Origin of the sequence: Pseudomonas syringae KCTC 12500 (genome assembly GCF_000507185.2) — a bacterium.
Taxonomy (GTDB): Bacteria; Pseudomonadota; Gammaproteobacteria; order Pseudomonadales; family Pseudomonadaceae; genus Aquipseudomonas; species Aquipseudomonas syringae.
The window spans coordinates 4,483,740-4,497,213 of record NZ_AYTM02000002.1; the positions used below are offsets into that span (position 1 = coordinate 4,483,740).

The 13,474-nt window shown below is 60.2% G+C and carries 9 protein-coding genes and 1 other RNA gene; 7 read left to right on the plus strand and 3 right to left on the minus strand.

The window, feature by feature from the left end; genetic code table 11:
• Window positions 1-4 precede the first annotated feature (4 nt).
• The 4 genes from smc to V476_RS20235 all read left to right on the plus strand — a co-directional run bounded on the left by smc (window position 5) and on the right by V476_RS20235 (window position 8,564).
• Window positions 5-3,493 carry a chromosome segregation protein SMC gene (gene smc / locus V476_RS20220; RefSeq protein ID WP_024959197.1) on the plus strand — a complete coding sequence of 1,163 codons (3,489 nt, stop codon included), beginning with the start codon at window positions 5-7 and terminating at the stop codon, window positions 3,491-3,493.
• Between the two features lie 250 nt (window positions 3,494-3,743).
• Window positions 3,744-4,607, plus strand: coding sequence for a cell division protein ZipA (gene zipA / locus V476_RS20225; protein ID WP_003343047.1), 864 nt, complete (start codon window positions 3,744-3,746; stop codon window positions 4,605-4,607).
• Window positions 4,608-4,736: 129 nt separating this feature from the next.
• On the plus strand, window positions 4,737-7,100 hold the full coding sequence (ligA, locus tag V476_RS20230) for an NAD-dependent DNA ligase LigA (RefSeq protein WP_003423394.1): 2,364 nt from the start codon (window positions 4,737-4,739) through the stop codon (window positions 7,098-7,100).
• Window positions 7,101-7,397: 297 nt separating this feature from the next.
• The gene (locus V476_RS20235) at window positions 7,398-8,564 is read left to right on the plus strand and encodes a zinc-binding metallopeptidase family protein (RefSeq protein ID WP_003423396.1); all 1,167 of its coding nucleotides are present in this window, start codon (window positions 7,398-7,400) and stop codon (window positions 8,562-8,564) included.
• A 56-nt stretch (window positions 8,565-8,620) separates the two neighbouring features.
• On the opposite strand, the gene V476_RS20240 is transcribed toward V476_RS20235, so the two are convergent.
• Entirely contained in the window at window positions 8,621-9,109 is a 489-nt protein-coding gene (locus V476_RS20240; protein WP_003423397.1) for a GNAT family N-acetyltransferase, read from the minus strand.
• On the opposite strand from V476_RS20240, the gene V476_RS28310 reads away from it, so the two are divergent.
• Entirely contained in the window at window positions 9,108-9,272 is a 165-nt protein-coding gene (locus tag V476_RS28310) for a hypothetical protein (RefSeq protein ID WP_154232056.1), read from the plus strand. The genes V476_RS20240 and V476_RS28310 overlap by 2 nt on opposite strands.
• A 62-nt stretch (window positions 9,273-9,334) precedes the next feature.
• Window positions 9,335-9,431, plus strand: an RNA gene (ffs, locus tag V476_RS27570) — signal recognition particle sRNA small type.
• A 187-nt stretch (window positions 9,432-9,618) separates the two neighbouring features.
• Here the strand turns inward: ffs and V476_RS20245 are convergent.
• A complete protein-coding gene (locus tag V476_RS20245) occupies window positions 9,619-10,272 on the minus strand; it encodes a DUF1826 domain-containing protein (RefSeq protein WP_024959198.1) in 654 nt (217 codons plus the stop codon).
• A gap of 336 nt (window positions 10,273-10,608) precedes the next feature.
• Here V476_RS20245 and V476_RS20250 point away from each other — a divergent pair, with 336 nt between their 5' ends.
• Window positions 10,609-11,733, plus strand: coding sequence for a mechanosensitive ion channel family protein (locus tag V476_RS20250; protein ID WP_024959199.1), 1,125 nt, complete (start codon window positions 10,609-10,611; stop codon window positions 11,731-11,733).
• A 5-nt stretch (window positions 11,734-11,738) separates the two neighbouring features.
• Here the strand turns inward: V476_RS20250 and V476_RS20255 are convergent, their stop codons facing one another.
• Window positions 11,739-13,424, minus strand: coding sequence for an acid phosphatase (locus V476_RS20255; RefSeq protein WP_024959200.1), 1,686 nt, complete (start codon window positions 13,422-13,424; stop codon window positions 11,739-11,741).
• Between the last annotated feature and the right edge of the window lie 50 nt (window positions 13,425-13,474).

Consider the following 13,474-nt stretch of genomic DNA (forward strand, 5'->3'; position numbering starts at 1 on the left):
CGCCGTGCGCCTGAAGTGCATCAAGCTGGCGGGGTTCAAATCTTTCGTCGACCCCACCACGGTGAACTTCCCCAGCAACATGGCGGCTGTCGTCGGCCCCAATGGCTGTGGCAAATCCAACATCATCGACGCCGTGCGCTGGGTCATGGGCGAAAGCTCGGCCAAGAACCTGCGCGGCGAGTCGATGACCGACGTCATCTTCAACGGCTCCACCAGCCGTAAACCGGTCAGCCAGGCCAGCATCGAACTGGTCTTCGACAACTCCGACGGCACGCTGGTGGGCGAGTACGCGGCATATGCGGAAATCTCCATTCGCCGCAAAGTGACCCGCGACAGCCAGAACAGCTACTACCTCAACGGCACCAAGTGCCGCCGTCGCGACATCACCGATATCTTCCTCGGCACCGGCCTGGGGCCGCGCAGCTATTCGATCATCGAACAGGGCATGATCTCCAAACTGATCGAGGCCAAGCCTGAAGATCTGCGCAACTTCATCGAAGAAGCCGCGGGGATCTCCAAGTACAAGGAGCGGCGCCGGGAAACCGAAAACCGCATTCGTCGCACCCACGAGAACCTGGCGCGCCTGACCGACCTGCGTGAAGAGCTCGAGCGTCAACTGGAGCGTCTGCACCGACAGGCTCAGGCTGCCGAGAAGTATCAGGAATACAAGGCTGAAGAGCGCCAGCTGAAAGCGCAATTGTCGGCCCTGCGCTGGCAGGCGCTGAATGATCTGGTAGGTCAGCGCGAGGCGGTGATCGGCAATCAGGAAGTGGGCTTCGAGGCGTTGGTGGCCGATCAGCGCAGTGCCGATGCCAGTATCGAAAGGCTGCGTGACGGCCACCATGACCTGTCCGAACGCTTCAACCTGGTGCAGGGCCGCTTTTATTCGGTCGGCGGCGACATTGCCCGCGTCGAGCAGAGCATTCAGCACGGTCAGCAGCGGCTGCGCCAGTTGCAGGATGACCTGCGAGAAGCCGAGCGTGCCCGCCAGGAAACCGAATCGCACCTTGGGCACGACACCACCTTGCTCGCCACCCTCGGCGAAGAGCTGGAGATGCTTGAGCCCGAGCAGGAAATGACCAGCGCCGCCGCCGAGGAGTCGGCCATCGCTCTGGAAGACGCCGAAGCGGCCATGCAGGGCTGGCAGGAAAAGTGGGACGTCTTCAATCAACAATCCGCCGAGCCGCAGCGTCAGGCACAGGTCCAGCAGTCACGCATTCAGCAGCTGGAACAGAGCATCGAACGCCTTGCAGAGCGCCAGCGGCGTCTGGCCGAAGAGCGTCAACTGCTGGCCGCGGACCCGGAAGATGCGGCCATTCTGCAATTGAGCGAAGACCTCGCCACCCGCGACATGACCCTTGAAGAGCTGCACATGGGTGAAGAGCAGGCGGTCGAGCGTCTTGAGCAATTGCGCGAGGCATTGCAGCACGCCAGTCAGGCGCAACAGCAGGCGCAGGGCGAGCTGCAACGTCTCAATGGCCGGCTGGCGTCCCTGGAGGCGCTGCAGCAGGCTGCACTTGACCCGGACACCGGCACCGCCGAGTGGCTGCGTGATCAGCAACTGGCCGAGCGACCGCGTCTGGCCGAGGGGCTGAGCGTTGAAGCCGGCTGGGAGCTGGCCGTGGAAACCGTGCTTGGCGCGGATTTGCAGGCCGTGCTGGTGGATGACTTCGATGGCCTCGATCTGGCCGGTTTTCAGCAGGGCGATCTGCGCTTGCTCAGCGCGGGTGCTGATACGGTTCGTGCGCCGGGCAGCTTGCTGGAAAAGGTCGACAGTACGGTTGATCTGTCTGCCTGGCTGAGCCAGGTGATTCCGGTGGAGAACCTGGACGAGGCGCTGGCGCGACGCGCACAACTCAGCGCCGGACAAAGCCTGATCAGCCGTGACGGCTACTGGGTGGGGCGGCACTTTTTGCGTGTACGCCGCGCCAGCGAAGCGCAGAGTGGCGTGCTGGCGCGCGGTAAGGAATTGCAGCGGCTGAGTCTGGAGCGCGATGAGCGCGAGGCGACGCTGGCCACTTTAGAAGAGCAATTACTGGTCTTGCGCGAGCAGCAGTCGCAGGAGGAAGACGCCCGTGAGCAGTTGCGCCGTCGCGTGCAGGACGAAACCCGTCAGCAAAGCGAACTGAAAGCGCAGCTGTCGGCGGTCCGGGTAAAAGTCGAGCAGTTGACCCTGCGGCGCACCCGCCTTGATGAGGAACTGGCCGAGCTGGGCGAGCAGCGCGCAGTCGAGCACGAGCAACTTGGCGAATCGCGCCTGCAATTGCAGGACGCGCTGGACAGCATGGCGCAGGATACCGAACAGCGCGAGGTGCTGCAGGCTCAGCGTGATGCGCTGCGTGAGCGTCTGGACCGGATACGTCAGGATGCGCGGCAGCACAAGGATCACAGTCATCAACTGGCGGTGCGTCTGGGCTCGATCAAGGCGCAATACGATTCGACCCGCCAGGCGCTGGAGCGCCTGCGCATGCAGTCCGAAAGGCTTACCGAGAAGCGCGAACAACTGAGCCTGAATCTGGAGGAGGGCGAGGCACCGCTCGAAGAGCTGCGCCTCAAGCTTGAAGAGTTGCTGGAACGGCGCATGGTGGTCGATGACGAAATGCGCATCGCCAAGAACGCACTCGAAGACGCTGACCGCGAATTGCGTGAGGCAGAAAAACGCCGCACCCAGGCCGAGCAGCAATCGCAACTGCTGCGTGGCCAGCTGGAACAACAGCGTCTGGAGTGGCAGGCACTGACGGTGCGTCGCAAAGCTTTGCAAGACCAACTGCATGAAGACGGCTACGACCTGCACGGCGTGCTCGCCACGCTGACGCCGGAAGCCAGCGAACAGGCTGCCGAGCAGCAACTGGAAAGCATCGCCGGGCGTATTCAGCGTCTGGGCGCAATCAACCTCGCGGCCATCGACGAGTATCAGCAGCAGTCCGAGCGCAAGCGCTATCTGGATGCGCAGGATGCCGATCTGGTCGAAGCGCTGGACACTCTGGAAAACGTCATCCGCAAGATCGACAAGGAGACCCGAAACCGCTTCAAGGATACCTTCGATCAGATAAATAGCGGAATTCAGGCACTTTTCCCAAAAGTTTTCGGTGGTGGCTCCGCTTATTTGGAACTGACAGGCGAAGATTTACTCGATACTGGGGTGACAATCATGGCGCGTCCCCCTGGCAAGAAGAACAGCACCATTCATTTGCTGTCGGGCGGTGAAAAAGCCCTGACGGCGCTGGCGCTGGTGTTTGCCATTTTCAAACTCAATCCTGCGCCGTTTTGCATGCTTGACGAGGTGGATGCGCCGCTGGATGACGCCAACGTGGGTCGCTATGCACGCTTGGTGAAAGAAATGTCACAAACGGTGCAGTTCATCTACATCACCCACAACAAGATCGCCATGGAAATGGCCGACCAACTGATGGGGGTGACGATGCACGAGCCCGGTTGTTCGCGGCTGGTAGCGGTGGACGTGGAGCAGGCGATGGCGCTGGTGGATGCCTGATTCGACGCCTCGTTCTGCGGGCAAATGGCCGCCCGGAGGCCTGAAAATGAGACGCTGGTACATGAGATGGCAATTTGGGCGGCGAAGAGACGTAACAGACGGTGTAAAGTTACCTTTGGTCGTGCTAGTTTAGTGACCACTTTTTATTTTCGCGTGGGCGAATTGCCAGTCAGAACATAGACTTGGCACCACGTATTAAAGGGGTTTAGGCCCTTATTTTCAGATTTCTTCATTAGAGGCACTGGATTACATGGAAATCGGTCTGCGCGAGTGGCTGATCGTCATCGGCATAATAGTCATCGCCGGTATTCTCTTTGATGGCTGGCGCCGTATGCGCGGCAGCAAGGGTAAATTGAAATTCAGACTGGATCGGAGCTTCTCCAACCTTCCGGATGAAGAAGAAACCACGTCTGCCGAAGTGCTGGGTCCGCCCCGTGTGCTGGATACGCACAAGGAGCCGCAGCTCGACGAGCAGGATCTGCCGTCCATGAGCGCCAGCCCGCGTGAAGGCAAGCGCAGCAACAGCGACAAGCGCAATGACAAGAAACGCAAAGACGAGCCACAGCAGGGCGACCTGAACCTGGATCTCGACGGCCCGAGCCTGTTCACCGGCCGCGACGACGATTTCCCGGATGACAAGCCTGCCCAGCGCATCACCGAAGACAAGGACCTGCCTCCGGTTGAGGAAGTACTGGTCATCAGCGTGATCTCGCGCAGCGAAGGCGGTTTCAAGGGCCCGGCACTGTTGCAGAACATTCTGGAAAGCGGCCTGCGTTTTGGCGAGATGGACATTTTCCACCGTCACGAGAGCATGGCTGGCAACGGCGAGGTGCTGTTCTCGATGGCCAATGCGGTCAAGCCCGGTGTGTTCGACCTGGACGATATCGACCATTTCAGCACCCGTGCGGTCAGCTTCTTCCTCGGCTTGCCAGGCCCTCGTCATCCCAAGCAGGCATTCGACGTCATGGTTGCCGCCGCTCGCAAGCTGGCTCACGAGCTGGATGGCGAACTGAAGGATGATCAGCGCAGCGTCATGACCGCGCAGACCATCGAGCATTACCGCCAGCGCATCGTCGAGTTCGAACGTCGTGCGTTGACCCAGCGTCGCGGTTAAGCAAGCCCTTGGGCAGGTCCCCGATCATGAGCGTGCTGCGGCACGCCCTGTCGGGGCCTGACCTGAACAGAACAGAGCCAACAGATTAAGCAGCCTCGGCTGCTTTTTTGCTTTTTGAGAGAACACCGTATGAAGGCCGTCGAAACCCGAATCCTGGAACTGCGTGCAGAGCTGGATCAGCACAACTACCGCTACCACGTTCTGGATGAACCGAGCATTCCGGATGTCGAGTACGACCGCCTGTTTCACGAGCTCAAGGCCCTGGAGGCGGAAAACCCCCATCTGGTCACTCCTGATTCGCCGACGCAACGGGTCGGAAGCGCTGCCTTGTCGGCGTTCACCCAGGTGCGTCACGAAATGCCGATGCTCAGCCTGGGCAACGCGTTCGAAGAAAACGACATGCTTGAGTTCGACCGGCGGGTGACCGAGGGGCTGGACTTGCCGGCCGGCGACCTGTTTGGCGAAGGCAGCAAGGTGCAGTACAGCTGCGAACCCAAGCTGGACGGTCTGGCAGTCAGCCTGCTGTATCGCGATGGCGCTCTGGTGCGGGGCGCGACACGCGGCGACGGAACCACCGGCGAAGACATCAGTGTCAACGTGCGCACAGTGCGTAACATCCCGCTCAAGCTGCAAGGCAAGGGCTGGCCGGATGTGCTGGAAGTGCGCGGTGAAGTGTTCATGTCCAAGGCCGGTTTCGAGCGCCTCAACGCCAGTCAGCTGGAAATCGGCGGCAAGACCTTCGCCAACCCGCGCAACGCAGCAGCGGGCAGTCTGCGTCAGCTGGATTCCAAGATCACGGCCAACCGGCCGCTGGAGTTCTGTTGCTATGGCCTGGGCCAGACGTCGGCGGAAATCGCCGACACTCACATCGGCGTGCTTGAAGCGCTGAAAAAATGGGGCATGCCGGTCAGTCGCGAGCTGAAACTGGCGAATGGCGTCGAGGAGTGCCTGGCCTATTACCGCGATATCGGTGAGCGACGCCTGGCGCTGACTTACGAGATCGACGGCGTGGTGTTCAAGGTCAACAACCTGGCAGCGCAGCGCGAACTGGGCTTCCGCGCCCGTGAGCCACGCTGGGCGATTGCCCATAAATTCCCCGCCATGGAAGAGCTCACCGAACTGCTGGATGTCGAGTTTCAGGTGGGCCGTACCGGCGCAGTGACGCCGGTCGCGCGGCTCAAGCCGGTCAAGGTGGCAGGCGTCATGGTCGCCAACGCCACGCTGCATAACATGGACGAAGTGGCGCGGCTCGGCCTGATGATCGGCGACACGGTGATCATCCGGCGTGCCGGTGACGTGATTCCACAGGTGGTGCAGGTCGTTGCCGAGCGCCGCCCCGAGAATGCCAGGGCAGTGCAGGTTCCACAGACCTGCCCGGTGTGCGGCTCGCACGTCGAGCGCACGCAGTTGATCAAACGCAGCAAAGGCAAGGAAACCGTCACCGAGGGCGCGGTGTATCGCTGTGTCGGGCGTCTGGCCTGCGGTGCGCAACTCAAGCAGGCGATCATCCATTACGTCTCGCGTCGCGCCATGGACATCGAAGGGCTGGGTGACAAGACCATCGAGCAACTGGTCGATGAGAAACTCATCGGCTCGCCTGCCGATCTGTACAAGCTGAAATACGAACAGATCATCGACCTGGAAGGCTTCGCTGAAATCTCCAGCAATAAGCTGCTCAAGGCCATCGCCGACAGCCGACAGCCAACCCTGGCGCGCTTCATCTATGCCTTGGGTATTCCCGATGTGGGTGAAGAGACGGCCAAGGTCCTGGCGCGTTCGCTGGCGTCGCTGGAGCGTGTCAAACAGGCTTTGCCGGAAGTCTTGACCTACCTGCCGGATGTCGGCCTGGAAGTGGCTTACGAGATTCACAGCTTCTTCGAGGACGAGCACAACCGTAGCGTCATCGATGCGCTGCTCGGTGAATGCGGTCTGCAATTGCAGGACCAGGGCGAGCTGGGCGCCGAGTTCGCGGCCAGCACCACACTGGAAGGGCTGATCGACAAACTGCACATTCCGTCGGTAGGGCCGGGTGCTGCGCAGAAACTGGCGGACCGGTTCGGTACGCTGGAGGCCATCATCAGCGCCGACTGGCTGGACATGCGTCAGGCACTGCCGGAGAAACAGGCCAAGTCGGTCCGCGATTTCTTCGACGACAGCGCAAACGCCGAGCGTGCCCGCGCCATCGAAGCCCAGCTCAAGGACTTCGGCATGCACTGGCGCAGCGAGAAAAAAACCGTTGAAGGCTTGCCGCTGGCCGGCCAGACCTGGGTTCTGACCGGCTCGCTGGAGCGCATGAGCCGCGATGTCGCCAAGGAAAAACTCGAAAGCCTCGGTGCCAAGGTGTCCGGCTCGGTCTCGGCCAAGACCCACACCGTAGTCGCGGGGCCTGGTGCCGGCTCGAAGCTGACCAAGGCCAACGAACTGGGTCTTACCGTGCTGGACGAAGATGCACTGCTCAAACGCTTGACCGAGCTGGGCGTGGCGGTTGATTGAGGGAGGCCGACGCTCCGTATGCCCTGATGATCGTGCGACGCTCTGCGTCGCAGGCAGTTCTGGACGCTCTGCGTCCGATCTTGAGTGTGAGGGTGCGGCGTAGATCTGTGACGCGGAGCGTCACGCACTGCAATCCCACGCTGGAGCGTGAGGAACGATAATCCCCACTACCGTGCGACGCACCGTTTTGGCTCATGAACACGCCGTCAGCCTTATCATTCATGCCGCTCGATAATATTTTTGAACCCCTGAAGCGTCGGCATGATCTAGTCCATGCAAGGTCAACGAGAGATCGCCATGTATCGCTTCTTCGAGCAGCTGAGTTCACGCATCACCGCCCCATTTGTCGGCGAATCCAAACGTAACAGCAAGGTCTGGCAGTGCACCTGTGGCCAGTCGGTGTTTTTCCCTAATACCCAATGCCTGGCCTGCTCTGCAGCGCTGGGCTATCTGCCTGAGCAGGGCCGCGTCGCTACGCTCGAGGCAGGGCCTGAGCCCACCACCTGGCGCTTGAGCGATGAGCCAGGTGCCGGGCTGTATCGGCGTTGTGCCAACCTCGGCACCCCGGCAGCCTGTAACTGGCTTTTTCCAGAGCACAATGCCGGCGAATTCTGTGTCGCCTGCAGCCTCAATCACACCATTCCCGACCTGTCCGTGGTTGAAAACGGCGAGCGCTGGCGCAAGGTCGAGACCGCCAAGCGGCGTCTGGTCGCGCAGTTGATTTCTCTGGGCCTGCAGGTCATCCCCAAGACCGTCGACGAAGAAACCGGCCTGGCCTTCGATTTTGTCGGTGTCGATCTGGAAGGCAACTTGCCAACCACAGGCCATGCTAACGGCCTGATTACCCTGAATATCGAAGAAGCCGACGACGCACACCGTGAAGCGATGCGCGTACAGATGCACGAGCCCTATCGCACCTTGCTCGGCCATTTCCGTCATGAAGTCGGTCATTACTACTGGGATCGGCTCATCGCCAATACCCATTGGCAGGACAGCTATCGCAACCTGTTCGGCGACGAGCGCGCCAGCTACGCCGACGCCCTCGATCACCACTACAAGAACGGCGCGCCGGACAACTGGCAGGAAAGCTTTGTCAGTGCCTACGCGACCATGCACTCATGGGAAGACTGGGCCGAAACCTGGGCGCATTACCTGCACATGATGGATGCGGTCGACACCGCGCTGGGGTTTGGCATGAGTGCTCGCGACATGGAGCTCGATTACCAGCCGTTTCCGCTGGAAGTGCTCTACGACCCTCAGCATCCGGGTGGCCCGGCGTTCCTGTCGTTCGTCAATGCCTGGATCGAGCTGGCGAGCATGCTCAACGAGCTGTCACGCAGCATGGGGCAACCGGATTTCTATCCGTTCGTGCTGCCGCCAGCGGTCATCGCCAAGCTGCACTTCATCCATCTGGTGATTCAGGATGCCGGTGGCAAGGCCGATGAGGTTCTGCAGGCCCAGTAACGCGAGTAGTGCCTGACACGCTTTGGCGGCGTGTCAGGCACTTGTTCAAAAGCGGGTCAAAGCGTCAGGGTCAGCCTGCGCTCGAAACCGATACGCCCGCGATACGCCTCACCGGTATCCACCCAGCCCTGGCCTGTATAAAGCCCGATGGCAGCCAAGTTGTCCGCGTCCACCGACAGCATCAATTGAGTGATGTCCGGCCATTTCAGGCGCAACGCTGCAGGCAGCGCTTGCAGGCACGCCTTGCCCAGCCCCTTGCCCTGCTCACGATGATCGATCTGCAGCGCATGCAGTGTCGCCGTCAGATCCTCCTGAGCCCAGTGCGGCAGACAGTCGTCGCGCTTGAGCAGGAAAAACCCCACGGGCTTCTCGTCACCGAGCAGCACGAAGCCGCAAATGTTCGGGCTGGGTCTGACCAGAAGCGTATTGAGCGCTGTGTAGATGTCGCCGGAGAACTGGATCTGTTCCTGCGTAACCTCGAGGTATCCGAGCTGCTGGCGTTGAGAGGCGCTGAGGTCGTGGTAGTCGACCAATCGAGTCTGCATGAGCAACCTGCTGGCTGATTATGTTGAGGCGGGCAGGGTACAGGATCGAATGGGGCCGTTTCGAGGATTTGTCACGCCGCGGAGCAATACGCAGTTGCCTTTCAGCCCCGGCACACAAGTGCTTGAGCCCCCTCGAAATTTTTATCCGCAGCAACGGTTGTAAACTCGCGCAAGACCGGTACAATGGCGCGGCTCGCCAACTGGTGAGTGTCGTTATGGTGACCCCATCGGTCCCCCCGCAACGATTACCCGTGAACCTGGTCAGAGCCGGAAGGCAGCAGCCACAGCGGGAACATTGTGTGCCGGGGTGTGGCTGGTGGGGGCACCACCTATCTCAAGGTTCTTTCTGAAAGGGGCCTACTCGTAAAAATAACAGCCTGTTCCTATTCCTGTTTCGACTGCGCCCTGCGCTGGCGAGAACTTCGTGCGTCTGTAAAAACAGTCTGCCCGGCACCGAGATAAAACCGCCGGATGTCTCTGTCCCGGCGGTTAATCCTACGTGGCCTGCCTTACTGCCATCGTGCCAGGAAGATGGAGCGACCACTCTGATGTGGCGAGCGGTGTACTAGTTTGGGAATGCTTTCTTCGCAAATACCTTTGCCCGCAAAGAAATAGAAGCGGTCTTGCTTGGCTTCCCTGGTTCTCTGCTCGACAGCCTTGGCGTCCAGAGGCGTCATTTTCCCAAAATACCCCGCTTCAAATATTCCTTCCGATTCTGCGCGTTTCACGTATTCGGTGCCGCGACCCTCGATGGTGGCGATGCAGATGACCTTTTTCGGCCCTTTATCCTGATGCCATTGGTCTGCGCCCTGATTTTTGGCCCTTCGCAGTTGGAACTCATGAGGTCTCAATTGTTGCTGTTCCCCGGTGAGCGTGGTTGCAATGTCCTTCGCTACGGCCGTTATTGATCGTTCGTAGTCGGTTGCTTTCAGATCAATAACCTTTCCAACGGTCTCCTGTCTCCAGGCCGGGTTACTGAGACTGCTTTGCTCATGCAAAAAACGTCTTGTAGGTTCTGCTATGGGAACGGTGAAATACCCTTTCTCCATGAGTTTTGCCGTCTTTTCCTGAATCTGTTCCGGCTTCAGCTTCAACTCATCAAAAGGCTGGGGCTGGGTGTAGTAAGCCGATGTGCCAACTCCGCCGCGAATGCCGTAGGTCACGGATATTTTCCTCTGGTTGAATGTGGTGCTAACCACGAATTGGCCTTTTGGGCCGCTTGAACGCTTGGGGCTTGGTAGCCCGTCGCTCGGGGCCGTGAGTGGCAACTCATTGAGGAGCAGTTCCATGCTGTCCGATCAGTTTCGACGAACAGTGAAAACTCGGTGTGCGTTCAGGTGATCGATCAATGGCCAATTCAACTGAACCCTCCCTCTTACACATCCCCTAACCCCTTACGCGTCGCTTGAAACCGTTTTACGGCAAGGGGCAATTCAAGTCGCTGCGGGTGTCACGGGCTTTTCGGTCAGGCGTCTCGCAGCAGTGGAGCCGGGGGCCGGATGGAACAGGACATCATCAGATTTTTCACAGACTCGCAATTTCTGGGCATATCGCTCGCTAACTGGATACTGGCTATCTTCGCCTCGACCCTGAGTTTTATTCTGGTCAGGGGCGTGATCGGTTTTGTGCTCAGAAAGATGCGTTCGCGTGCGGATGCGCCCAGCACGCATATGCGATACATCGTTGTGCAGGTGCTGTCGGGCACCAGTAATACCTTATTGCTGCTGGCTTCCATTCTGATCGGCATCGGCATGCTCGATCTGCCGGAACGCTGGCTGGGCCGGGTCAGCAGTCTGTGGTTCGTGGTCGCCGCATTACAGGTCGGGCTGTGGGCGAACCGGGCGATCGCGCTCGCGTTGCAGCGCTATTTCGTACGTCACAACGCCAGCGGCACCTTTCAGGGCAGCGCGTTGGCCACGTTGAGTCTGTGGGGCGCGAAGGTGTTGCTGTGGGCCACGGTGGTCATGGCGATGCTGTCGAACGTCGGGGTCAATATCACCGCGTTCGTCGCCAGCCTCGGGGTCGGCGGTATCGCGGTCGCGCTGGCGGTGCAGAACATTCTGGGCGACGTGTTTGCCTCGCTGTCCATCGCAGTAGACAAGCCTTTCGAGGTCGGCGACTTCATCGTCGTCGGCGCGCTGTCCGGCACGGTCGAGCACGTGGGCCTCAAGACCACACGGATCCGCAGCCTGGGTGGCGAGCAGATCGTGATGGCCAACGCCGACATGATCAACAACACCATCCAGAACTACAAACGCTTGCAGGAACGACGCATTGTCTTCGAATTCAGGCTGACCTATGACTGCTCGGTCGATCAGATCAGGGAAGTGCCGAAGAAAGTCGAAGCGATCATCAACGCGCAGAAGCTGGCGCGTTTCGACCGTTCGCATTTTCGGGGTTTTGGCGAGACATCACTGGAGTTCGAGACCGTTTTCATCGTGCTCGACCCCAGCTACAACGTCTATATGGATGTGCAGCAGGCGATCAATCTGGACATCATGGAAGCCTTTGCCGAACTGGATGTGCGTTTCGCGTTCCCGTCCCGCACGGTGTACGTGGCGTCCCTGCCACCGGTTAAAACTGCTCGTCCGACTGCGCTGGAGGCAGCCGACGCGACCACCTGATGGAATCAGGCCGGAAACTGCAGCGCGTTGGTCAGGTCGCCCATCGGTGCTTGGCCACGTGCGATCATGGCCTCGTCGCGGCGTTTCAGACCGTCGAGTTTTTCCAGGCCATGCACGCGAGTGATCAGGCGCAGGATCGAGGCGGTGTCGTAAACCGTGTGGTCGACCTTGCCCTTGCGGGCGAAAGGAGAGATGACCAGAGCGGGAATGCGCGTGCCAGGACCGAAGCGATCGCCTTTTGGCGGCGCGACGTGGTCCCACCAGCCGCCGTTCTCGTCGACGGTGACGACGATTACCATGTTGTCCCACTGCGGGCTCTTGCGCAGCACCTTGATCACCCGGTCGATGTGCCGGTCACCCGCAGCCACGTCGGCGTAACCGGCGTGCATGTTCAGGTTGCCCTGGGGTTTGTAGAAGGTCACCGCAGGCAACTTGCCCGCTTCGGCATCGGCGAGGAAGCGATTGGTGCTCGACTCGTCACCCAGCCCACCATCACGCAGGCGCTTTTTGCGCTCTTCAGGGTGCTGCGGCCCCTGCTGCTTGAAGTAGTTGAATGGCTGGTGATGGTATTGAAAGTTGGGGATTTTCGGGATCCCGGTGGAGTCCTTGAACTCATCCAGCGTCACTTGCCAGGCGCCGGCATACCAAGCCCAGTCAACATTCCTTTTCGACAGCTTGTCACCGATGTGCTCGTGGCTTTGTGGAACCAGTACGTTGGGCAGATCCGGTTTCGAGTAATCAGGGTTCTGCGGGTCGCGCAGCCAGGTTGGCCAGTAGGGCGGAGCCATGGTGTTGACCGCGTAGTTGTCCGGCGTGATGGCGCTGGGGCCGAATTGTGGCGGCCCGTCCATGGCGCTGGCCGGCGACTTGTCGAGCGGTTTGAGGCGCGGGTCCAGCGGATTGAAGCTCTGCAGGGTGGCGATTTGCGACTTGGCCGGAGATTCGGCGGCGTTCGGGTAAACAGGCGCGGTGGCTGAAATCAGGTACTGGTGGTTCAGGAACGAGCCGCCGAAAGCACCCTGAAAAAAGTTGTCACACAGCACGAACTCCTCGGCCACGTCCCACAGGCGCAATGAGTACTGAGTCTGTGCGTAGTTGCCCATGGTCAGACCGCCCGCATCCGCCCAGGCCACGAAACGGTCGTTCTTGCCGTCGTTGATCTGCATCTGGTTCTGGTAAAAGACGTGCCACAGGTCGCGGGTCACCAGGCTCAGCGGCAGGTCTTCACCGTTTGGCCCCTTGAGCGGGAACGGCGCGTTGGGCAGGTCTTGCTGAAACTGCTCGCCCACCGGGTAGGTCACGCCATCGACGGTTTGCGGTCCGACCTGCAGCACGCCGCCCCAGGCCGGTGGCAGTTTGGACAATCGCGTGCCGTCGCGGTCGCGCTGCTCGTAATCGGAAGGCCTGAGCGAGGCGAGCGGCTTTTCGACACCGGGGAAATCGCCGAACAGGTTATTGAAGCTGCGGTTCTCGGCGTAGATCACCACAATGGTTTTCACATTTTCGCGCAAGGCGCGATCCAGCGCGGGGCCGGCAAGGTGATGATGCCGTTCGTTGTCGCCAGGCGGCTTCTCGTGGGCGGAAACGTAACTGCTAAGGGTGACACCTGCACCCAACGCAGCCATCCCGCCCAGAAAACGACGGCGGCCGGGGTTTTCATTGGTATCTTCGTCGTCTGGTCTGTCGCTCATCGCCAAATACTCGCGCTGGTTAATGTGTTGCCAAAGATTTCAGGCGAGCG